Origin of the sequence: Sphingobium sp. LSP13-1-1.1 (assembly GCF_040676415.1) — a bacterium.
In the GTDB taxonomy this organism is placed as follows: Bacteria; Pseudomonadota; Alphaproteobacteria; order Sphingomonadales; family Sphingomonadaceae; genus Sphingobium.
In genome coordinates, this window is sequence record NZ_JBEGHU010000002.1 from 57430 (window position 1) to 78628 (window position 21199).

Sequence of the window (21199 nt, forward strand, 5' to 3'; positions counted from 1 at the left end):
CCGAACGGACCGATCCATAACGTGGCATTGCAAGACTCCCTGTTTTCCTGCGAGCAGATCGCAACGGGAGCAAGTTAAGCGGGGCAGTCCTTATCGCCGCGTCAAGAAGAAACCAGTCTGGTTATAACAGTTCACACTGCCCGAATGCGCCCCGATCCACCGCGCAAAAGCATGCTGCCGCATGCGCAAAGCCTTCGTAAACATGATTCAATCGCTGAATTTTAGAGCTTTTATGGGCTTCCAAAAAAGCCCTTCGCCCGCAAGGGTGGGGTTGAGGCAAGCAAATCTCCTTCCCTGGCTTTTCTTCCGATATGGTTCATTCTTCCTGCAGGGCGAGGATCGATCATAGAGCGGGTTTCGATCTGATTGAATCAGATCGCCGCTCTGGATTCCTTGTTTGCCGCGATTTCTTAACCAGCGATCGGTTCCGATCGTTTGGAAATCGCTCTAGGGGTCGTAAATGCGTCGGTCGCGCGCATCCCGCCCGCGCCAGATCATCGCCTACGGTTCTTCGCTTGGGGACAAAATGCTGATCGAACCGTCAGCGACGACTCATCGCCATCTGGGCCCTTCGATCCAACTCACCAGGCTGCGACGCACGCCCTTGGTTACGGGCAGGACGCGATGCTGGAGGAAAGAGGGAAAGATCAGCATGCTGCCGCGTGGCGCAAAATTGACGCCGGGCTGCTGAAGGCCGAAAAATTCGAAGGCGCCACCCTCATACTGCTCCGGGTCGGACAACTGCACCACGACCGAAAGCTTACGGTCAAAGGGACGCGAGGATTCCAGCCATACATCCTGATGCCAGTCATATTTGCCCTGAGCCCGCCCATGATATTCCGTATACTGCAGCTCATAAGGCCCCATGATGTCGACCCCGAAATTAGTGCGGTTGGAAGATTGAACGAACTGCATCAGCCGATCGACAATGTCCTTGTCGCGATGAATATCCAGCCAGCTTATGGTCGACGACCGATAGCCATGGTCGCTGCGCACCGCCTGCGCAAAGCCGACAGTCGCACTTTCCGGCTGGTAAAGTGCCGCGCGCTTGACGATCGCATCGCATTCCGCCCCGGTCAGGGCCGAGGGCCATAGCTCCCACACATTGTTCATTGTCCTGCTTCCCGCTTTTTGTTTTTGCGTATTCGCAAAAAGAACGGATCAAAAAGCCCGCCCTATCCCGAAGAAAAAACGCGCCTTGTCGCTATAGGCCGGATCGGGCCGCTTGACCGGCACGGCCATTTCCGCGCTGACCCGCCATTTCGGTCCCAGGCCCAACCGCACCCCACCGCCGGCAGATGCAAGGCTGTAGTCGCGTGCCGCAAGGCGGTAGGCCGGCCGCGCCGTCCCATGCGCCAGCGCACCGTCGACCGCGATGAACAACGCGCTGGCCTTCAGCAAGGGCGACCGGGCGGGCAGCGACCATGAGAGTTCCGCGCTGCCCGCAAGCGCCTGTTCCGCCGTCAGCGTTCCAGTGCGGAAAGCCATGCCGGCGCCACGGCCGCCCAGCGGAAAGCGCTCCGTTACCGGAAGACGATCTTTCGAATATTGGCCCTTGATTGAAGTTCTGAGACTGAGCTTGCCGCTGATCCCCTTCACCGCGATGGCCTGAACATTGACCTTGGTGAAGCCGGTTTCGGAAAAGCCGGCAAAAGGTCTGGCGCCCAATGCGTCGATACCCTGGCTGATGACTGAGGAAATCGCATAGCCGTTCGTCGCGTCGGCGCGGGACCAGGAAGCGCCCAGGCGCAGCGCCCGCGATCGATAATCCCCGAAGCGGATATCGAGGAAATAGTTGTCGCTGTCGATGCCGTCGATGGACGCGGTGAGGGAAAGTTGGGTCTTCGTCGATCGAACAACGGGATAGTTGAGCGTCAGGCCCGCCAGTGTCGCCTTGCCGCTAATCATGCTTCCGCGTGACCGGCTCTCGACATGAGCGGCCTGCGCAGCCAGGGTCAGGCCGTCGCTGCCGATCGGCGTGCTGTGGCTAAGCGAATAATATTGGTAGCGGTCGGGGTAGAATGGCAGATAGCCGGCAATGCGCGTGCTGTCGCCTTCGCGGACAAGGCCGTTGATCGTGACGGACATCTGCGCCTGCACGCCCTGCACGACGTTGCTGACCCCACTATTGTCGATCGTCAGCCCGATCTGCACCTGCTTACGCTTGACGATAAGGTCGATCAGAAGGTCGCCGGGCGCCCCCGACTGCCGCAGCCGCGCATCGACCGTCTGCCCCGGAATGTCGCGCAGCAAAGCCAATGTTCGCTCCAGAAGGCTCTTGCGCAGCGGCGCGTCGCGCATCAGCCGACGCATATGTGCGGCGATAAGCCGGGCGGGCGCGCTGGGCGACATGCCCGCGAGACGATAATCCTTCACCCGTCCCTCGACCAGACGAACGGTCAATATGCCGCCGCCCGGCACCTGGGGTGGTATGGAGACGGAATAGAAAGCAATGTCGCTCTTCGCATAAGTCGCACTGATCGCATTGGCGATGCCCTGCAGGGTCTCGCCGGTCAGCGGCCGTCCGATATAGGATGAGGTGGCGGCATCGAGACGGGCCGTGGGCAGCGTCGTTCCGCTGTAGCGCAGGCGCGTCAACAGGATCTGGGAAGCGGAGGAAGCTCCGGGCGCCACCTGGACCGAGGGCGCAGGTTGCGGCGTGGCGACAGGCGTGGGGACGACCTGGGGTTCGAGCCGGTCTGTGCGGTCGCGATCAATAATCGGGGCTGCGCTCTGCTGACCCGGCGCGGTATCCTGCGCGACCGCGGGAACCGCCAGCATCAGCCCCAGGCCCCACGCGACCGCGCGTGCCGTGCGTCTGCGCCACCCTATCCCCGCCATCATCCGCCGCCACATCGTTCCGCACCATTTCCGCCACCAAGGGGCGGCCGCACAGCAGGATGGGCGAAAACGACCTGCCGTTCATCCGCAACAGGGACCGGATCGGTTGTATCGGCAAGTCTTTGTAAAAGACCCTCTGGGAACGAAGGCCGCGCCTTGGGCGATCCCCACCCGACGCGGCGCTGAACGGGCGCGCGGCAATTGCGACCATTTTGGCGGAACGGCCGTCTGTAGCCCTCTTTCCCAGGCGAAATGCCCGTTCCGGCATCCACATTGTAACAAGCCGGAGGAGTCGCCACGGACGGATAAATGCGGCCCAACCGCTCGCGCCGGCATGATTTTGACGTCTGAAAGCGTCAATAACGCGATTTTACTGCCGATTTTCGCCGGTTACCGATCGCAAAGGGGCTAGTTGAGCGCGCAGAGACAGGTTAAGACCAGCCGTCCACGAAAGGGAGATCATCATGAACAATACTGAACTCGCCGAAGCACTGGCCGCCGACCATGGACTGACCAAGGCCGACGCGCGCAAATATGTCGATGGCATATTTTCCACCATCGCCGGTGCTGCTGCTAAGGGCGAGGAAGTTTCGCTGAACGGATTTGGCAAGTTCAAGGTCAAGGACCAGCCAGCTCGCGAAGGTCGCAATCCGTCGACCGGCGCCGCTATCCAGATTGCCGCTTCCAAGAAGCTGACCTTCACCCCGGCCAAGGCCGTGAAGGACCAGTTGAACGGCTGAAGACGATCCTGGCGGCCGCATCCGGTCGCCGATCAAGTCTCCGTCGAAACATGATCGGAAGTTTTTGGTCCCAGATGGCGGACCGCATCTTCCTTTTATGAAATGGCGCGCACTGCCTTATTGGCGGGCGCGCCATTTTCACAAGAGCCTGCCTTTCCTCGTGAACTGACGAGCTGTCCAGCACATGATATGAGACCCGGACATGCCGGCCGTCACGACGCTGTTTCTGCAATTCCCGAGGCCCCTCTCAGCACTCCGTCCCACCATGTCGCGACGGGTTGCTGCCCGCGACTTCGTATTTGCCGTTGCAGACGTAGCGCCTTTGGGCGTCGTTCGGGCATCCTCTCTCAAAGTCCGCGGGCGGGTCGAAAGCTTGCATTTTATACAGGGAACAGCTTTCATACTATGGGATCTTATCTTGCATTGATCGAGCATTGATAGCCGGCACGCGAATATAGAATCTTGTCCGTCATCCTTGTACCAACATCTTATTTCCGAGACGTGGCCGCCAAAGGACCGATGAAGACAGCGGTTCATTGATGGAAACCCCTTCATCAAGTGTGCCATGTCGAGACAAATTGGAGTTGTTTAGCCGCGCTCGATAGCCCGTGTCTGTGCTGTCAAGTCGATTCGGATTTACATTTCACGCAAAACCGCGCAAAAGGCCGCTTCTATTACTCAAAGATGGGAAGCGGGGCCAATGTCTGAAAACAACCAGCCTGACATCACGACGCTCACTGTTCAGCTGGTGAGTGCCTTTGTCTCGAACAATAATGTCGCGAGCGAAGGTCTTGCCGACCTCATCCGGACCACCCGCCTTGCCTTGACTGATGATCCGGCCGCAAAGCCTGAAGAGGCGGCAGTGCCGACTTATACTCCAGCCGTATCGGTACGCAAAAGCCTGTCTTCGCCCGAACATATTCTCAGCATGATTGACGGCAAGCCATACAAGACGTTGAAGCGGCACCTGGCCAGCCATGGTCTGTCGCCCAATGAATATCGCGAACGCTATGGCTTGCCGAAATCCTATCCGCTGGTTGCGCCCAATTATTCGGAAGCACGGCGGGCGGTCGCCACGAAGCTTGGCCTTGGCCGCAAGCCCGTAACCGCGAAGAAGCCGGCGGAAGCGGCGCCTGCTCCAGCAGCCAGCGCAGCAGCAGCTCCGAAGAGTGCGCCCGCAAAGGCCAGCCCTGCCAAGCCGGCAGCGGCGAAGTCCCCGGCCAAGCCTTCGGCTTCCAAAACTGCGGAAGCAAAGGCTGCCCCTACCAAGTCGACAGACGCCAAGGTGCTCGCAGTGAAGCCTGTGGAAGCAAAGTCGGTCGCAGCCAAGAAGCCTGCTGAAAAGCCCGCCGCTTCGCGCAAGCGTCTATCCATAGCAACACCAGCCCCGAAGAAGAAGGCGGCTTCGGCCAGCGACAAACCGTCTGAAAAGCCCGCCGCAGGAACAGCATCGACGAAGGCGCCCGCCAAGGCTGCGGCCAAGAAGAAGCCCGCAGCCAAGGCACCTACAGCCGAAAAGGCCTGATTGGCACGCCGGCATGTCTTTGCCATGAGCAACAACATGCCGGCGCTTTACCTCCGCGAGCTTTGCGGAAGCTCGTTCGAAGATGGGCGGCTGAAAATGCCCGGCTCCGCGAAATATGAACTGCTGATCACGATATCACCCTGACTAATGTGATAGTTTTTGGGTAGAGTGGCGGAAGTGCTGTTCGCTTCAAGGGCATGTTCAGCAGATCACCCAAATCAATCCCGCCAGTTTAGCTCATCATAATATCGCAATCCAATCACGCTGCTGCGAGATTTGGATCAGTGCAAGCCGTTACAAGACCCAAAATATCGCTTGGGAAATTTGAAACAGAGTGTCGAAAGAAGATTTGGAGCATTTTCCAATTGGGCGGTATCATCGTCATAAACTTTCACCGTCATTCAGCAAGGCATCGGGAAGCTTCCGCCCAGCACTTCACATTCTGGGTGCTGCGTGATGAACTATCAGTGATCGATATTTTCCCCTGCGGATCGATAGGACGGCTTCTCAGGTCGGGCACCCCAGCGCCGTTTGAGCGAGAATGCCTAAAATTCGTGCAGCCTGGGGCGCTCACTGAGCGCGAAAAATCGCCTCCCCTATGTCTGATCATGCAGGCCGACCAAAAGCTCTCCAGAGGGCCCTGAAGGCAAATTATGGCCGTTTCCTGTTTTGTTCCGCATTTGCCCCATTTGAGAGGATTTCCTCGGCTTGTACATGGCCATCGGGCAGCACGGCTCAAGGTGAAATGTCGCTGGCAGCGAGTGCTTCATTGTGGCATGAGAATGATCGATAGCAGATTGTTACGGCGGCTTGCTCCAGCCTTTCCTCCATCATAGCTGATACAACCAACAGGCATCTTTGGTTGTACACCATGCTGCGCTATGCTTAGGTAATGCGCGACTTTCCAACCTCGTCGGACCATGCCCTTCTTCTCCTCGGTCGGCTTGATGGGCGCCTCTACAATAGTCCTGCGGCCGACATCTGGCTCGCCAGGGCAAGGTTGAAGGGCGCCTCTGTCTTGTCGCGCTTTGCTGGTGTGCCTGTATCGGTCACGGATTTGCAGGACTGGATTTGCGGGCGCACGCCTCCCCCACGCCATAATGAAGGCCTCAACGATCCGCTCTCCGTCGCGGCCCTTTTTCATTTCGCACTCTCAGTGAGCGACAGCCATGATCCGGTCGCCCGAGCGACACTCAAAGTCTCCCGCACGCTGTTGGACGACCGAAAGGAGGCAGCGTTGTGGGCGCCTGAGGATCTTGTTCGCTTCGGTCCCGCATGGCGGACGGCTCAGATGCTGCTTGAGGCCCCCTATTCCGCACCGTCCTTCCTCGGGATCGCGCAGCGTCTGATCGACGCGAGGGGGAGCCTCGACACACCGGTTGGCGAAGGTCATCTGGTCACGACAGCCGATGGGCGCCAATGGCGCATAGATCCCCGGCGTTTCGATGTGGGCTGGATACTCGCCTGCCATCTTCCCGGCGCCATGTTCGCGGCAGGGCTGAGCTTACGTGCGTTACCGGCCTTCGTCGAACTGCCACGCTTTCTGCCAGATGATGCCAGTTTGCTGGCGGAGCAGATTGCGACCATGGTTGCGCGCGAAGCGAATCGGGGACTGGCCGAACTGGGACGGCTGGAGGCAAAGCTCGCGCAACTCCCAACGGATGCGCGCGTGACACGGCGCAGCAAGGCTCCACTGTTGATGCGGCTTGAGCTTGCTTATCCGGGCCTCAGCAAGGTTGCGGTCGCCCACTTGCTGGGCATTTCCCATCAAGGCGCAACGAAATTGATCGCACAGGTGGAGAGGCTGACAGGGCGCCTTTGAACCTGGGCGAGCCAGTCCTTATCCAAATTTCTTCAACCAATAATATCATGGCCTGGTTATAAGGTTTCTAAGAAAGTTAAAGAGTTAATCGGTTCGGCTTGCAGTGCGAATCGCAGGAAAAGCACGAGTCGGTTGTTCTGTCCTGTTCCCATAAGGTCGATAGTTCGTTCCCGTAATGTCGATACTGTCGTTCCTGAAATGTCGGGTAAGCGTTCCCGAAGGGGCGAAGACCGTTCCTGTAATGTCGAAGCTCGCCTGGCGGTGGGGATTGGTGGGAGGAGATTGAATCATATTCGTGCGGGGTGTCGGAGAGGACGTTCAAATTCTTTGGGTAGGTGGAAGGAATGGAGCCGCCTGCAGCCTGGTTGTTGGATGCCGCCCGACTAACCCGACACTTCGGGAACGCACCTTGCGTTGAAAGAGGGATATGTCGAGGCATCCGCTGAAAATCGCTGCTTCCGCATGGAAATCGGTGATGTCGGCTGAACGGAAGGCGGAGAGCATCAGCGGACTTCGCCCGTTCCGCCTGTGATGCTGATCTTCGGATGAGCGGTGCTGGAGCGGTCTGATCCATGATCAGGAAATCGCGATATCGGGGAAATCCAGAGAAGCGACCCGGTGCGGTCGGGTTCGGCGTGTCCTAGAGACGGTGCCGGTTCTTCTCGTGGAAGCGGCGGACGAAACCGATAAATGCCTTTTGATAATTGACCGGCGTGCGTGCGGGATCGGCTTCGAGCCAGTCGCGAAATTCCCGATGGAGCGTCTGATAATCCCAGCCCGGATATTCCGCGCGAAGGGTCGCCATGGTTGCGTCCGTGATTTCGCCGGCGGTCGCCTTGGCGGACATTCCGGCCAAGGTCTTGCGGATCATGCTGCCGGCATCGATCAGCATGTCTTCGTCGGCGGACGCAGGCGTGGGGCTGGTGATACGGCCGGACTGGGGTGCCGCCGCTACTGTCGGGGTGGGTGCTACCGAGCGAGGTAGATCGTTGGAGCGACGACGGCGCATGCGAAGCGAGGGTTCGCGCTTGCCGTCGGGCTGTTCCAGTTCCACCGCATAGCCCGGCAGAGGATCGCGTTCTGCAATCTTGGCGATCTCGAATTTGAAGCGGCGATAGGGCCCTTCGGCGCCCGACTTTTCGAAAAGTGTCGGCAGGGAGATGGCGAAGCCCCCCTCCCCTGCCCCACCGGCATGTTTGCGCGCAACCTTGTAGAGCCAGCGTTCGCGCCCGCCGGTCAGGTCGAAATAGGCGCGGTCGATGCTGAGCACTCCACCCTGCATCAGCACGCCCTCATAGAACCAGTTGCTGAGTTCGATGGTCATGCCGCGGGATCGTTCGGTGCGTTCATCGACAAGCTGGGTCCAGCCGTCGAGCCAGCTGAAAGTGGCTTCCCGGCGGTTTTCGGCGCGGATGTTGGTCTTGATGGTGGTGGAGACGAGCCGGTCGAGCGACTGGCCGAGCAGTTCATAGGCGCGGCCGGTGGTAGGGCGGTGGATGGCGCGCAGCAGGTCATAGGGCATAAGATGCAGCTTGCGCGGAATGTCGTTGAGCCCGCGGCGCGCCATGTCGGCCAGCACCGAGGCGCAGTAGATCAATATGTCGGCGTCCCAGATGGTGGCCATGCCATAGTCGGGATTGGCGGAGACATGGACCCAGGCCTTGCCATCGGGGGAGGTGTAGTCGATCGGCTTGACCCGCTTTGTCTTGGCGAGACTGAAAAAGGGACGCTCCATCATCTCGCGCTGATCGCGCAAGGGCATGTCCGCAATATAGGGGAGGAAGAGCTCGAACTGGTCGGTGATCTCTGTCCTGGCGGCGCGGGTCATGGGCGGATCCTGAAGATGAACGGCGGTGCATGGCGCGCGAGGCGGGGCGGCGGCAGGGCTGGACCGTGGCAATTCCATGAACGAGACGGCGACTGGGCGCGGGTTTTGAAATGATGGTGGGAGCGTGCTGTGGGCCGGATGGCGGAGTTGGGGTGAGGGTGGGTGTGGTTGTTTCCCCGGGGAAACGAGGAGCAGGAAGGGGAGGGGGGGGGAGACGCTGTTTCCCCGGGGAAACAGCTGGCAGGCGCGAGGAGGCTCGCGGCGCCTGCCTTCCTGCTTCCTGGATCAGATTGTGCCCCCCCAGCCTCCATCAGCGTTGAAGTCCCATGCCCTGGCGTTCGAGATGTTCGAGCGTGTCGCGCAGTGCGGTGGTGAGCGTTTCCATGTCGGCGCCCGACCCGGCGTGGAGGCGGATGGTGATGCCCTGCCGATTGACCGATTGCACGGTCAGCGCGGGGCGGCCGTAGCGGGTGGTCCAGGTGAAGGGTTCCTCCCTGGGCGCGGACTGCGCAATGCGCGGGGCGTCAAGCAGGCGCTTGAGCGCTTCCGCCGCGGGGATGGGGGCAGCGCCCGCCGCGCGCAGGGCGCGCTGTTCGGAGGAGAGGCGGCCAGCCTCCGCCCGGATGGCCGGTGCCGCCTTCGGATTGTCCAGCGCCTGGGCCAGCGCATAGGCAGGCTTCAGCTGGACGTCGGCCGGAGAGGCGAAGGCGTCGATCACCGCGTCCTCGATTCCCGCGACCTTGATCATCTTGCTGAGCCACCCCTTGGAAAGCTTCAGCCGTTCGGCCATTCGGGTGAGGTGGCTGCCATAATGGGCCTTGAGCGCTTCCGCATAGTTGCGCGCGCGTTCGAGGTCCGACACGTCCTTGCGCGCGCGGTTCTCGAGGTCGGCAAGGCGGAAGGCGGCCTCGTCGTCGAGCTGGGCGACCTGCGCCACGAACATCATGTCGGAATAGCTGTTGGCGCGCAGCCAACTGATCGACCAGTGGCGGCGGGTGCCCGCGATCACTTCATAATCATGGTCGGGATCGCCCTCGATCCGGCGGACCACCGCAGGCACCTTCTGCCCGCCTTCCGCGATGATCGAGTCGATCAGTTCACGGCAATTTTCCGCATCGAGATGCGCGTAGAGGCGGGCATTGCCGCTCCATATCCGAACCTTTGACGGGTCCAGCAGCAATTGCGTGACCTGCCGCACCTCTCCGGAAGCAAGGCGGGCGAGGGCGGATTCGCGGCCGAGCAGAGTGGTGCCCCGCGCGCGATCCTGGCGTGGCGCGACCGGCGAGGGGTCGGGAGGCGAGGGGGGCGGGCTCACTTCCTCCGGCTCGACTGATGGCGCCGCTGTCGCCTCCGGCTCGTCGGCGAGAAGGGCGGCCAGATAGTCGGATTGCTTACGCGCCATGACATTCCCCTTCGATCATATGGGAACATATCGTGAACATATGGATGAGGCCTTCACGCCGCATTGACGATGTCCTCTTCCCGCGCCGGGGCCACGCGGCCCCAGCCCTGGCGCACCAGCGCCTCGATCTGGCCCATGGCCTCGTCCAGATTGGCGCGGCACCGCTTGTGGGTGCGCGGCGTGCCGATCGGCTTCTCCAGCTCATAGACGGTCATCATGCGCAGCGCCGCATGGCTGATCTCCGCGCTGTCGAGAATGGGAATGGGCAGGAGGGCCGGGCCGAAGCTCTGTTCCATGATCGCGCGGACCATCGAATGGCTGGGATCATTGCTGTCGAATTTCGAGCAGAGCAGGCGGACGAACTGATAGTCGACCTCTATCCCGGCCTGCTGGAGCTGGCCGATCACCTGGTCCATCATCGAAAGGAACTGGACCGTGGAGCAGAAGTCGGGCGTGGTCGCGGCCAGCGGCACCAGCAGGGCATTGGCCGCCTGCATCACGGCGAGGCTGATCGTGCCGAGCGCTGGCGGCGGATCGAGCAGCACCACGTCATAATGGCGGGCGAGATCCATCAGGCCCTGTTTCAGCTTGCGGAACCGCGCCGCGAGGACGGAGCCGCCATCGCTGCCTGCGGCCGCCAGCTCATATTCGACGTCGAACAGTTCCAGATTGGACGGGATCAGGTCGACATTGGGCCAGGCGGTGTGCTTGACCGCATAGAGCAGGTCCACCTGCGTCGGGTCGATCGACAGATAGGGGTAGAGCGTCTCTTCCCGCTGGATGTTGAAATGCGGGTTGAAGCCGAACAGGGTGGTGGTGGTGGCCTGGCTGTCGCAGTCGACGACCAGCACGCGATAGCCCTGCACCGCAAAATAATGGGCGAGATGGGTGGTGACGGTCGACTTGCCGACGCCGCCCTTGAAATTCTGTACCGCGATGATGGCCGGAATGTCCAGCGGGGCGCGTTCGGGCGAGGCGCCGAGCACCTGCCGCATGTTCAGCAGCTCCTCCACCTTGTAGCCGGGGCGGCGTCCATTTTCGGTCGGTGGGGCAGGGGGGAGGCGTCCGTCCTCCTCCGCCATGCGAATGCGATTCGTGGAGCAGCCGAGCAGTTGCGCCGCCTCCGCAATGCCGAAGCGGATGTTGAGTTCCTTCCGGCTATCCGGCAGAAACGCCTTGCGGCGCAGGCGTTCGACCATCTTTTCGCCGGCCTCCGCCAGATCCCCGATCTGGGTCACCACTGCGTTCATTCCTGCCCTCTTGCGCGAAGTTGAAGCTTGTTCAGGGTATATGTGGCATAAATAGTTCAAATTGGCAAATGAATGGGGATTGAGATGTGGTAGCGGGAAAGGGGCGGGTTGGAAGCTGTGTTAGGGTGGCGAGGTTGAGAGGTCAGGATGGGTGGATAGCGGACTGGCCGCTCACCTCTCCAACTGCTAACATTCCGACTTCACTCGAAACCTCATGTTGGGTGCGCTGAATGAGATATGGTCATCCCGCCCCGTTGATAGGTAGGCGAAACAGGCTGACTCACACAGTCGCGTCGGGACGACGGCGCGTTGCACTCCAGCTTGCGGGCTGTGTGTCGGGAGTCATTACCAGCCTAGGCGCGAGCTTGCCTCTGACAGTCAGCGCTGCCATCCCCTACGGGGAGAGCTTTCCTGCAGTCTCGTCGGGCAGGCTCTGGGTGCGTGTAGCGTTAGATCCGCGCCTCCACCACACTGGCTCAGCCAACCTGACCGTCCAGTCAAATGATGAGCGAGGTATAGCCACATATCTTGCGATTGCGCTTAGATCGGAAGCAAAATCATCCGCTTTTGCTCAGATCAAGAATTTGAAAATCAGCGCAGTAGCAGAAACAAACCCGCAGTGGCGGTTCACAAAATCCGACATATGCGCGAACAACAAGCTTATCGTATTTTCGGTGGAGGCTCGTAAAATAACCGCCTCAAATGGTGAAGTCCGGGTAACGAGGCTTGGATGCCGAACCTCAACAATTGTCCATCGAGAAGCGTTTAACCTGATCTATCCTCATGGCGAAGGAAACGCCGGTGACGCATGGGGCGGAGCTACGAGGCGCATCGGGCGAAGCGCATCGAACATCCTCGGTTCCATCGCACCCTAAAGCACCTTCAAAAAGATTGGACGTCGCAACTAGCTGTAGGAAATCGCGGTGCGATGGAATGTCCGGTTGCGGATCAAGTAGCAAAGCCGCGAATGTCTCACTTTGGTCGCTAGCCGCCCTGCTCCGGTAAATTTAACATAACGCAATGCCGTGCTGTTTGGATCAATCAGCGCTCGCCCGGTCAATAGACCAATCATTCCGGTGGATTGATATCCGCCCGAAGGCGACCGTGCGGGCGCGTGCGGAGTATGATGTGAGCGAGGGCGGCGGCAACCATGTCCGGCGCCGGACCACCGATACCGCCGATCAAACCGAAGGTGCGAAATCTGGCGACGCGGCGGCCAACAGCGGCAGATAAGGCTGTATGATGGAGGAACTGATGCCAGCAGTCATCGCGGTCTCACGCTTGTTTCCTTGATACGGCCGTCCAGCATGGAGATCTGCACGTCGGCCGCCGCCGCGACATCGGGATCATGGGTGACGCACACCACCGCGCGACCCTGATCGTGAGCAAGATTGCGAAACATCTCGACCACGCGGGCGCTGTTTTGGCTGTCGAGATTGCCTGTGGGTTCGTCGCCCAGCACCAGTGCGGGATCATTGGCGATGGCGCGGGCGATGGCGACACGCTGGCGCTCGCCGCCGGAGAGGCGATCAGGCGTCTTCGCGCCTTTCTCTCCAAGACCCATGCCTTCAAGCAACGCCTGCGCCTTTGCCTGTATTTCCGCCAGCGGGAGCTTGCCGAGCCTGCGCATGGGCAGCATGATATTTTCCAGTGCCGTGAACTCCGGCAGAAGGAAGTGAAACTGGAAGACGAAGCCGAAGCTCGCCAACCGGATCCGGGCGCGCGCGTCACCGCGCAGCGAGTTCATGTCCTGCCCGTTGAACAGCACCCGTCCTGATGTTGGCCGATCGAGCAGGCCGAGCAGATAGAGCAGCGAGGATTTGCCGCAGCCCGACGGCCCGACGATGGCGACGAATGTGGCTGGCTGGATCGACAGGGACACGTCGGAGACCAGCGTCACCGGCGGCGTGCCGGGCAGGCTGCGGGACAGGTCCTGAACCTCTATGATCGCGCTCATACCGCGCCCCGCAATATGTCGACCGGATCGACGCGCGCCGCCTTTCGCGCGGGGAGCCATGCGGCAATCACCCCCGAGATCAGGGACGCCGCCGCTGCGATCGCATATTGACGCGCGGAGCGGTCCAGCGGCAGGCGTTGGTCTTCGCCCGCGATGGGGAATTTGAGCGAGCCGAGGATCGCCATCAGCCCGTAGCCCAGCAGCCATCCGGCGACGATGCCGATCAATGCCAGGGCCAGCCCTTCGAATACGAAGATCAGTTGTAGATCGCGCTCTGAAAAGCCCATCGAGCGCATGATCGCGATGTCGCGCCTTTTGTCGGACACGCTGTTGGATACGACCGTGTAGATGCCGAAGCTGGCGACCAGCAGGATGGCCGATACGACGCTGTACATGATGACGTTGCGGGTCACGAGCAGGGAGAGGAAGTCGGCGGAACGTTCCTGCCAGCTTTCCGCCTTATAGGCATAGCGCGCCTCCAGGCGGCGGCTGATCGGCTCGGCCTCATAGGGATCGGCAAGGCGGACGCCGATGCGGTTGATGATGAAGGGACGGCCGAGCAGTGATTGTGCTTCCCGCAGCAGGACATAGCCCAGGCCGGACGAAATCTGCGTCTGGCCGCGCTTGAACAGGCCGACGATGCGGAGCGACCGGCTCTTTCCCGAAGCGGAGGTCGCGCCAACCACATCGCCCACGCCAAGGCCAAGCCGTCGGGCCATTTCCTCGCCTATGATAATGCCGCCCTGCGTGCTTTCGAGGTCGCGCAGGCGTCCGATGCGCAACTGGTCCTGGATCGTGCTGACCTTTTCCTCGATCGCCGGATCGACGCCCACGATGGTCAATGCTTCCTCGCGTCCGCCGCTGCGCAGGGTGATCGCGCCGCTGAGGCTGGGCGAACCGATGGCGCCGGGCACCGCGTCGACGGCACGCAATATCTCCGGCCAGCCTTTAAGCCCACGCACTTCGTTGCGGACCTTGTAGTGGCGAAGGTCCACAGCCGCGCCCTTGTAGTGGCTGATGCCGGGTTGAGGCGGCGGGCTGCGCAGCTCGTCGGAAATGATGATGTGCGGGGCGGCGTCGATCAGTGTCTTGATGAAGTCATTCTGGCTGCCGATCATCATGGCCGACACGGCGAGGAAGAATCCGACGCCGACGGCCACCCCGCTTACTGCGACGACGGTCTGGCGGCGACGGCCGACAAGATGACGGGCGGCGACGCTGGCCAGCAGCCGCAACTGGCCGGTCATCGCCGCACCCGAACGCGCATATCGTCCTTGAGCTTCCCTTCCGGCGTCTTCACCACCATGTCGCCACGCGACAGGCCGGAGAAGATCTGCACGTCGTTGGTCCCGGCAATGCCGGTGCGGACAGGTTTCGCATGAACGCGATTGTCGCGAACGATCCACACTTTGCCGTCTTCAATCGCGGTTGCGGGCACCAGCAGCGCTTGTTGCGCCCTGCGCGTGACGATGTTCACCTCCAACGTCAGGCCCAGCGGCAGCGCCACCGCGCCGTCGGTCACGATGCGGGCGCGAAAGGCGCGTTGTTCGGGATCGCCGCCCGGCGTCACCTCGCGCACATGACCATGCAGCACCCGGCCGGGCCAGGCGTCGCTCGACATCAATGCTTCCTGACCGGCACGAACGCGGGAAACGTCGCGTTCATCTACGGTGGCCGTGATCCATATGCGGGAAGGATCGCCCAGCGTCATGAGGATGCGGCCGGGGCTGGCGAGATCGCCGGGCTCCACATCCCGGCGCAGGACGACGCCGTCGATGCCCGACCGCACGATCATCTGGTCGAGCCGGGCGCGGGCGCTGTCTTCCGCCGCTCTCCCGCTTTGGGCGGCGGCTACGGCCGAGTCCCGTGCAGCGCGGGTGACCCAGCCCTTGGCGAAAAGCGTGAGCACGCGCCGCTCATCCTGCTGCGCAAGGCGGCGTTGCGCAGCCGCCTGTTGCAGCGCGTGGCGCTGCTCCTCGTCATCGAGAAGGATCAGCGGCTGACCGCGCACGACAGTTTGCGCTTCCTCAGCCAATACCTGGCGAACCGGAGCGGTGAGACGGGCCGAGACCGAAACGGGCTGCTGCGCCTCCACGAAGCCGGTGGCATAGACCAGTTCGACGGCCTGGCCGATACGGACGGGCGCGAGTTCGACCTTGTGCGCCCGGCTCGCGAGCAACCACCATGCCGCAGCCACCGCGACCAGCGCGAGCGGCAACAGCCAGAGCGCGATGCGTTTCATAAGAGGGTATATAGCATCACGCCAAGACCATTGCCTGCCCGTATCGATTTTTGTCCTGCTATTTCGATCCGACCGGAATCTGACGCGGCTTGCTTGCTTCCGTGGCGAGACGGGGGACGATGACTTTCAGCAGGCCCTTTTCCAAATGGGCGCTGGCCTTGTCCGCATCGGCTTCGAACGGAAGTGCAACGCGGCGCAGATAGCTGCCCCGACTGCGCTCGATCAGATGATAATTCTTCTTTTCATCCTTTTCCTCGCGGTCTTCCTTATGCTCGGCCTTTATGGTCAGGATATCGTCCTGCACGTCGAGAGACACGTCCTTTTCGTCAAAGCCTGGCAGTTCGGCGGTCAGTTCCAAGCCCTTGTCCGTTTCCGCAATGTCGACGCGGGGGAGGTTGAAGCCCCTGTTTCCGCCATCGCCGTTGGTGAGCCAGCCACGGCCGAGATCGTCGCTCAGGCGATCCATTTCCTTGCGCATCTCGGCAAAGGGATCAAAGCCGGTGCGGAAGAGATTGCTGCGCCCAAAGGGGATGAGTGAACGAAAATCAGTCATTTGTCCTTCTCCTGCTTTTGTGAAACTGGCGGTTCGCCGGGATGGTGCATCATCTGATGCTGTTGCCGGCGTTCGGCTGGATCATGCATCGCGCGGCAATGCTCCATCGCTCCGGGCATGGGACGCCCCTGCTGCATCGGCATGGCGCCCGATTGCATCATGTGCCCGCCTGCCCGGTCATGCATTGGGCAGTCCATCTTAGGCGCGGCCGGGGGTGACGGCGCGCGGGGCGGAGCGGTCTGCGCCGACGCTCCGACTATGAGCGAAAGGTTGAGCAGCGCGGCACTGGCGACATGGCGGCGCATGGGTCATTCTCCATTATAGAGTCCATGCTGAATTGTCGTCCGGAGCAGGATGCCGCGCCATAAGTAGAGTCACGCAGTCGGCATCGGCGGGACAAGGACGGCCGCGCCCTTGACCCTGCCTTCGCGCAGGCTTTGCAATGCCTGATTGGCTTGATCGAGGGGAAAGCTTTGGGTGACGATGTGCAGTTCCATGCCGCCGATCAGTTCGAAAAAGGAGGTGCCGTCTTCCCGCGTCAGGTTGGCCACCGACAGGATCTGTCTTTCCTCCCACAGGTCGGCATAAGGGAAGGAGGGGATGTCGCTCATGTGGATGCCTGCGCATATTACGCGGCCACCTTTCTTGACCGATCGCAGGGCACGGGGAACGAGTTCGCCCGCCGGGGCGAAGATCAGCGCGGCGTCGAGAAGCGCAGGCGGTTTTTCGGAGGAGCCGCCCGCCCAGGCACAGCCAAGCGAACGGGCAAAGTCCTGCCCCGCTGTGTCGCCGTATCGGGTGAACGCGTAGACGGTACGCTGCTGATGCCGGGCGACCTGCGCCAATATGTGCGCGGCGGCGCCGAAGCCGTAGAGGCCGATGACGTTTGCCGGGCCGGCCAACCGCAATGCTCTCCACCCGATCAGGCCAGCACAGAGGAGGGGGGCGGCCTCCACGTCGGAAAAGCAATCGGGCAGGTCGAAGCAATATCGCGCGTCGGCGATCGCATGGCTCGCATAGCCCCCGTCGCGGGTGGCTCCGGTGAAGAGCGGAGCGTCGCAGAGATTTTCTCGCCCTGCCCGGCAATAGGAGCAGATGTCGCATGTGTGCCCGAGCCAGGGGACGCCCACGCGCTGGCCTATGGCGAAGCCCTCAACGTCGGTTCCCCGTGCCGCGACGCGGCCGACAATCTCATGGCCTGGTATGATGGGATAGTGGGCGGAGATTTCGCCGTCGAGGACATGCAGATCGGTCCGGCAGACACCACAGGCAGCGACTTCGATCAGCAGTTCGCCGGGTCCGGGATCGGGGATGGGGCGTTCGATCCGCCGGAGGGCAGCGCCCGGCGCGGGGATCTGCATCGCCACCATCGGCTTCACTGTACGTTGTCCGCCGAACGCAGGGAAAAACCGAACAGCATAAGCATCACGCCTTGCGATATGAGGTCTATGGCGAGCACCATGCCCAGCAGCCAGAGGCAGCTCCACGGCCACGAAACCGCCACCAGCACGGCTCTGGAGCGGCTCTGGTGGCATAATACACGATCACGCCCTGATTCGCCGCAGAGACCTTATCGCATCGCCACCCGCTTGAGCGCTTCGGCGCAGAGGAGGTAGGCGGCGACCAGCGCTGCCGTCACCATGAGGATGCCCGGTGGAGGCGCGGAGAAACCCAACGTAGGCGCGAACGGGAGGAAAGGCAGGGCGATCGCCGTGCCGAGGCAGAGGCTGGCGCTCATTACGAGCAGGCGGTGCGGCCGTTGCCGCCACAAGGGCGATGAGTGCCGCAAAGGTCGCGATGTCGAACAGTGACGACAAGGGCCCCATGATGAGGGTGAAGTGAACGAGGCCGCGCATGGCCCATCCACGCGGCGTGGCAAGATCGCCGCCTTCTGCCCGGTCAAACGCTATGCCTGTCTGCGACAAATCATAGAGCATGTTGTTGAGCAGGATCTGGACCGGCGTCAGCGGCAGGAAGGGCAGGAACAGCGACGCGAGCGCCATCGTCAACATGCGGCATTGTCATCGTGCAGCTTGATGAGGCTTGCCTTGAGCGTAGCGTCGAGCGGCATGATCGTTCCGTCTGGCACTTGCGCCTGATCGCACAGGTCCAGGATCGTTTCTGGCGCCCCTTTGACGATCTCGATCCTGTCTCCTTCCTGCTCAGCCAACACCGATACGCGCCGTCTTTCGAAATCAAAGGGCCGTTCGTTGCCGCACATGCTGTCAGCTGACATGAGCCGCCAGGCTTTTCCTGGCGATCCGGACGGTGGGATCGTCGGGATCCGCGATGGTGACGAAGCCAAGTTCCCGTTCCATGCGCAGGGCCGCCTCGTGATCTGCGGACTCGATCGTCTCGATCCCCTCCGCCTTCGCATAGCGCAGGACATGTTCGAACAAGGTCCAGCTGAGGCCCTTGCCCTTCATGTCGGTGCGCGTGCTGAGTGCGATCTCCGCGCGGGTGCGATCAGGATCGGTCGCGAGCATGGCGATGGCGAGGAGGTCGCCCTCCTCTCCGAAGGCGACGAAGCTGATGGTGCGGACATAATCCACGCGGGTCATCATCGCGATCTGCTCGCGGCTGACCTTGGCTACGCCCGACATGAAGCGGAAGCGCAGGTCTTCGGGCGAGACATGGTCGAAAAGGGCCGCCACGGCGGGCCCGTCGTCAGGGCGCACCGGCCGCACATGGAAGCGAAGGCCCTGCTCCGTGACGAGGTCGGACGTCCATCCTTCCGGCGGCGCGCGCAGGACAAGGCGGGATGCCGTTGCCGCCCCGGCGGTGATACGCGCCCGTGCATCAAGGGCGATGACGCCGGCCGCGCTCACGATCAGGGGGTTGATGTCCAGTTCCATCAGGTCGGGAAGGTCGACCGCCATGGCCGACACGGCGTCCAGCACATCGGCGACGCTTTCCACATCCGCTGCCGGGACGTTGCGATATCCGGCGAGCATCCGGGAGATATGCGTCCGCGCAATGAGGGCGTCAGCCTGCGCATGGTCGATCGGGAGGAGGTCGATGGCCTTGTCGTCGAGAAGTTCAGTCGCGACCCCGCCCGCGCCAGCCATGATGATGGGGCCGAAAGCCGGATCGGTGCTGAGGCCCACGATCATCTCCCTCCCGTCTTCCACATTTATCATGTCCTCGACGGCGAACCCCTGGATGCGGGCCTCGGGCAAGTCGCGGCGGATGCGCCGTTCCATCTCTCGCGCGGCGGCCACGGCAGCCCCGGCGTCTGGCAGGTCGAGCGCGACCCCGCCCACATCCGATTTGTGCGGCAGGTCGCGCGAGACGATCTTCACCGCATAGGGCGCGCTCAGCCAGCAGCAGGCCTCTTCCACGGCGTCCGCCGAAGCGGCAAAGCGCGTGGGGGCGACAGGGATGCCATAGGCTTCCAGCAGCTTCTTCACCTTGATTTCGGAGAGTGTCGTGCATCCGTCCGCCTGCGCACCGGAGATGATGGCGCGGGCGGCGGCACGGTCGGCCTGCACATCGCGCGACCGGGCGGGCGCTTCCGTCAGGCTCTCGCGCAGGCGGCGAGCCTGGGCCAGATAGCCAAAGGCGCGGACGGCGTCATCGGGTGTCGAAAAGACCGGGATGCCCGCCGCCGCGAAGACGGGCCTTACCCTGTCGCTGTTAGCGTCACCGAGCCAGCAAGCCAGGACAGGCTTGCGGATGCGATCCTGCGCCGCCGCCGCGACTTCGCGGCAGATAGCCAGCGCCGTTTCCCTCGCTTCGCTGCGTGCGGTCGGGCAATTCATGAGCAGCACCGCGTCGCTCCCGCTGTCGCGCAGGATGGCTCGTACAGCAGCGGCATAGCGGCCTGGGTCCGCGTCGCCCAATATATCGACGGGATTGGCGCGCGGCGAACCTGCGGGCGTGACCTCCGCAAGGGAGGCGATCGTTTCCGGCGCCAATGACGCGAGCTGCCCATCCGCCTGCGCCAAGGCATCGACCGCCAATATGCCGGCGCCGCCGCCATTGGTCAGGATCGCCAGGCGATTGCCGGGAATTGGCTCACAGGCGCAGAGGATCTCGGCGGCGTCGAACAGTTCCGTCAGGCTGTCCACCAGCAGGATCCCGGCGCGTTCGAAGGCGGCTTTATACACATCATAGGAGCCGATCATGGCCCCTGTGTGCGAAAGGGTCGCCTGCGCGGCGAGCTGGCTTTTGCCGGCCTTGATCGCAATGATCGGCTTATGGAGCGCAGCCGCGCGAGCGGCTGCCATGAACTCGGCCGCCTCGGTGACGCCCTCCACATAGAGCAGAATGGCGTGGGTGTGCGCATCGGCCGCGAGCAGGTCGATCAGGTCGCCAAGATTTGCATCGGTCATGTCGCCTGCGGAAATGATGCCCGAAAAGCCCACCCGGCGGGTTTGCGCCCAATCAAGTACTGCGGTGATGAGCGCGCCGCTCTGCGAGATGAGGCCAAGATTGCCCGGCAGCGCCGGGGTGCAGGCGAAGGTAGCGTTGATCCGCGCATGGGGCGCCATGATGCCCAGGCAATTGGGTCCGACGATCCGCATGTCGTGCCGCTGGGCCGCGGCCCTGATCGCGTGGTGAAATGCGCTGGCATCGTGAAGGCCCGCTGACAGGATGACGGCGCAGCGGGAGCCGAGGGTTCCAAGCTCGTCGATGATGCCCGCCACGGTCGGTTCGGGCGTCATGATGACGGCAAGTTCGGGTGCGGCGGGCAGGTCGGCGAGGCTGGCGACCCATGTCGCGCCTTGTCGCGTCACCGGGTGAGGATTGACCACATGGATGCTACCTTCGAACCCGCCCGCGAGCAGATTGTCGAGGACGAGCGTGCCGATGGCGCCTTCCTCCTGCGATCCTCCGATCAGGGCGATGGTCCTGGCGTGAAGAAGCGGCGACAGATTGCGGATGGTCATGGCTGATTTCGTCCTTGGCTGGGATCGCGCGGGTACGCAGCGATCCTAGGAAGGGCGATGTCCATGGAGATATCCGTAAATGCCGCAGGGCGTCCGGCACGGTTAATGAAAAGCTACTTACGGGAAGTTGCGAATAGGGCGGCGATG

The 21199-nt window shown here is 62.1% G+C and carries 17 protein-coding genes; 3 read left to right on the plus strand and 14 right to left on the minus strand.

Translation table 11 applies throughout. The features are described from left to right. Positions 1-552: 552 nt before the first annotated feature. Both MRBLSP13_RS03145 and MRBLSP13_RS03150 read right to left on the minus strand, forming a co-directional pair. Positions 553-1113 carry a 2OG-Fe(II) oxygenase gene (locus MRBLSP13_RS03145; RefSeq protein ID WP_363736795.1) on the minus strand — a complete coding sequence of 187 codons (561 nt, stop codon included), beginning with the start codon at positions 1111-1113 and terminating at the stop codon, positions 553-555. Positions 1114-1161: 48 nt separating this feature from the next. Next, positions 1162-2844 carry a ShlB/FhaC/HecB family hemolysin secretion/activation protein gene (locus MRBLSP13_RS03150; protein ID WP_363752652.1) on the minus strand — a complete coding sequence of 561 codons (1683 nt, stop codon included), beginning with the start codon at positions 2842-2844 and terminating at the stop codon, positions 1162-1164. 461 nt (positions 2845-3305) lie between these two features. Here MRBLSP13_RS03150 and MRBLSP13_RS03155 point away from each other — a divergent pair, with 461 nt between their 5' ends. The 3 genes from MRBLSP13_RS03155 to MRBLSP13_RS03165 all read left to right on the plus strand — a co-directional run bounded on the left by MRBLSP13_RS03155 (position 3306) and on the right by MRBLSP13_RS03165 (position 6928). Next, entirely contained in the window at positions 3306-3581 is a 276-nt protein-coding gene (locus MRBLSP13_RS03155; protein WP_363736793.1) for an HU family DNA-binding protein, read from the plus strand. 700 nt (positions 3582-4281) lie between these two features. Beyond that, on the plus strand, positions 4282-5106 hold the full coding sequence (locus MRBLSP13_RS03160; protein WP_363736791.1) for a MucR family transcriptional regulator: 825 nt from the start codon (positions 4282-4284) through the stop codon (positions 5104-5106). 892 nt (positions 5107-5998) lie between these two features. Continuing rightward, entirely contained in the window at positions 5999-6928 is a 930-nt protein-coding gene (locus MRBLSP13_RS03165; RefSeq protein WP_363752654.1) for a hypothetical protein, read from the plus strand. Between the two features lie 640 nt (positions 6929-7568). On the opposite strand, the gene MRBLSP13_RS03170 is transcribed toward MRBLSP13_RS03165, so the two are convergent. The 12 genes from MRBLSP13_RS03170 to MRBLSP13_RS03225 all read right to left on the minus strand — a co-directional run bounded on the left by MRBLSP13_RS03170 (position 7569) and on the right by MRBLSP13_RS03225 (position 21052). Continuing rightward, positions 7569-8756, minus strand: coding sequence for a replication initiator protein A (locus tag MRBLSP13_RS03170; RefSeq protein WP_363736788.1), 1188 nt, complete (start codon positions 8754-8756; stop codon positions 7569-7571). Positions 8757-9066: 310 nt separating this feature from the next. Continuing rightward, a complete protein-coding gene (locus tag MRBLSP13_RS03175; protein ID WP_363752656.1) occupies positions 9067-10158 on the minus strand; it encodes a ParB/RepB/Spo0J family partition protein in 1092 nt (363 codons plus the stop codon). 53 nt (positions 10159-10211) lie between these two features. Then, on the minus strand, positions 10212-11408 hold the full coding sequence (locus MRBLSP13_RS03180; protein WP_013054122.1) for an AAA family ATPase: 1197 nt from the start codon (positions 11406-11408) through the stop codon (positions 10212-10214). A 1264-nt stretch (positions 11409-12672) separates the two neighbouring features. Beyond that, positions 12673-13365 (minus strand): ABC transporter ATP-binding protein, encoded by a 693-nt coding sequence (locus tag MRBLSP13_RS03185; RefSeq protein WP_363752658.1) that lies wholly within the window; start codon positions 13363-13365, stop codon positions 12673-12675. Next, positions 13362-14612: an ABC transporter permease gene (locus tag MRBLSP13_RS03190; RefSeq protein WP_363752661.1), complete on the minus strand. Its 1251-nt coding sequence runs from the start codon at positions 14610-14612 to the stop codon at positions 13362-13364. The genes MRBLSP13_RS03185 and MRBLSP13_RS03190 overlap by 4 nt, the downstream gene beginning before the upstream one ends. Beyond that, positions 14609-15607, minus strand: a complete 999-nt coding sequence (locus tag MRBLSP13_RS03195) for an efflux RND transporter periplasmic adaptor subunit (RefSeq protein WP_363752664.1) — start codon at positions 15605-15607, stop codon at positions 14609-14611. Before MRBLSP13_RS03195 ends, MRBLSP13_RS03190 begins: the two co-directional genes overlap by 4 nt. A gap of 58 nt (positions 15608-15665) precedes the next feature. After that, positions 15666-16160: an Hsp20/alpha crystallin family protein gene (locus MRBLSP13_RS03200; protein ID WP_363736781.1), complete on the minus strand. Its 495-nt coding sequence runs from the start codon at positions 16158-16160 to the stop codon at positions 15666-15668. Continuing rightward, entirely contained in the window at positions 16157-16303 is a 147-nt protein-coding gene (locus MRBLSP13_RS03205; RefSeq protein WP_363752667.1) for a hypothetical protein, read from the minus strand. Before MRBLSP13_RS03205 ends, MRBLSP13_RS03200 begins: the two co-directional genes overlap by 4 nt. A gap of 231 nt (positions 16304-16534) precedes the next feature. Continuing rightward, on the minus strand, positions 16535-17530 hold the full coding sequence (locus MRBLSP13_RS03210) for a zinc-dependent alcohol dehydrogenase family protein (RefSeq protein WP_363752737.1): 996 nt from the start codon (positions 17528-17530) through the stop codon (positions 16535-16537). A gap of 174 nt (positions 17531-17704) precedes the next feature. Continuing rightward, positions 17705-18172, minus strand: coding sequence for a cation transporting ATPase C-terminal domain-containing protein (locus tag MRBLSP13_RS03215; protein ID WP_363752669.1), 468 nt, complete (start codon positions 18170-18172; stop codon positions 17705-17707). Beyond that, positions 18166-18396, minus strand: a complete 231-nt coding sequence (locus tag MRBLSP13_RS03220; protein ID WP_363752672.1) for a hypothetical protein — start codon at positions 18394-18396, stop codon at positions 18166-18168. Before MRBLSP13_RS03220 ends, MRBLSP13_RS03215 begins: the two co-directional genes overlap by 7 nt. Next, positions 18386-21052 (minus strand): bifunctional acetate--CoA ligase family protein/GNAT family N-acetyltransferase, encoded by a 2667-nt coding sequence (locus MRBLSP13_RS03225; protein ID WP_363752675.1) that lies wholly within the window; start codon positions 21050-21052, stop codon positions 18386-18388. Before MRBLSP13_RS03225 ends, MRBLSP13_RS03220 begins: the two co-directional genes overlap by 11 nt. Positions 21053-21199: the final 147 nt, after the last annotated feature.

What these genes read in the sequence shown, in the direction of transcription:
- MRBLSP13_RS03145 (WP_363736795.1), bottom strand. Translation starts at nt 1,113, where the DNA reads ATGAACAATGTGTGGGAGCTATGGCCCTCGGCCCTGACCGGGGCGGAA.
- MRBLSP13_RS03150 (WP_363752652.1), bottom strand. Translation starts at nt 2,844, where the DNA reads ATGATGGCGGGGATAGGGTGGCGCAGACGCACGGCACGCGCGGTCGCG.
- MRBLSP13_RS03155 (WP_363736793.1), top strand. Translation starts at nt 3,306, where the DNA reads ATGAACAATACTGAACTCGCCGAAGCACTGGCCGCCGACCATGGACTG.
- MRBLSP13_RS03160 (WP_363736791.1), top strand. Translation starts at nt 4,282, where the DNA reads ATGTCTGAAAACAACCAGCCTGACATCACGACGCTCACTGTTCAGCTG.
- MRBLSP13_RS03165 (WP_363752654.1), top strand. Translation starts at nt 5,999, where the DNA reads ATGCGCGACTTTCCAACCTCGTCGGACCATGCCCTTCTTCTCCTCGGT.
- MRBLSP13_RS03170 (WP_363736788.1), bottom strand. Translation starts at nt 8,756, where the DNA reads ATGACCCGCGCCGCCAGGACAGAGATCACCGACCAGTTCGAGCTCTTC.
- MRBLSP13_RS03175 (WP_363752656.1), bottom strand. Translation starts at nt 10,158, where the DNA reads ATGGCGCGTAAGCAATCCGACTATCTGGCCGCCCTTCTCGCCGACGAG.
- MRBLSP13_RS03180 (WP_013054122.1), bottom strand. Translation starts at nt 11,408, where the DNA reads ATGAACGCAGTGGTGACCCAGATCGGGGATCTGGCGGAGGCCGGCGAA.
- MRBLSP13_RS03185 (WP_363752658.1), bottom strand. Translation starts at nt 13,365, where the DNA reads ATGAGCGCGATCATAGAGGTTCAGGACCTGTCCCGCAGCCTGCCCGGC.
- MRBLSP13_RS03190 (WP_363752661.1), bottom strand. Translation starts at nt 14,612, where the DNA reads ATGACCGGCCAGTTGCGGCTGCTGGCCAGCGTCGCCGCCCGTCATCTT.
- MRBLSP13_RS03195 (WP_363752664.1), bottom strand. Translation starts at nt 15,607, where the DNA reads ATGAAACGCATCGCGCTCTGGCTGTTGCCGCTCGCGCTGGTCGCGGTG.
- MRBLSP13_RS03200 (WP_363736781.1), bottom strand. Translation starts at nt 16,160, where the DNA reads ATGACTGATTTTCGTTCACTCATCCCCTTTGGGCGCAGCAATCTCTTC.
- MRBLSP13_RS03205 (WP_363752667.1), bottom strand. Translation starts at nt 16,303, where the DNA reads ATGCCGATGCAGCAGGGGCGTCCCATGCCCGGAGCGATGGAGCATTGC.
- MRBLSP13_RS03210 (WP_363752737.1), bottom strand. Translation starts at nt 17,530, where the DNA reads ATGGTGGCGATGCAGATCCCCGCGCCGGGCGCTGCCCTCCGGCGGATC.
- MRBLSP13_RS03215 (WP_363752669.1), bottom strand. Translation starts at nt 18,172, where the DNA reads ATGTTGACGATGGCGCTCGCGTCGCTGTTCCTGCCCTTCCTGCCGCTG.
- MRBLSP13_RS03220 (WP_363752672.1), bottom strand. Translation starts at nt 18,396, where the DNA reads ATGTCAGCTGACAGCATGTGCGGCAACGAACGGCCCTTTGATTTCGAA.
- MRBLSP13_RS03225 (WP_363752675.1), bottom strand. Translation starts at nt 21,052, where the DNA reads ATGACCATCCGCAATCTGTCGCCGCTTCTTCACGCCAGGACCATCGCC.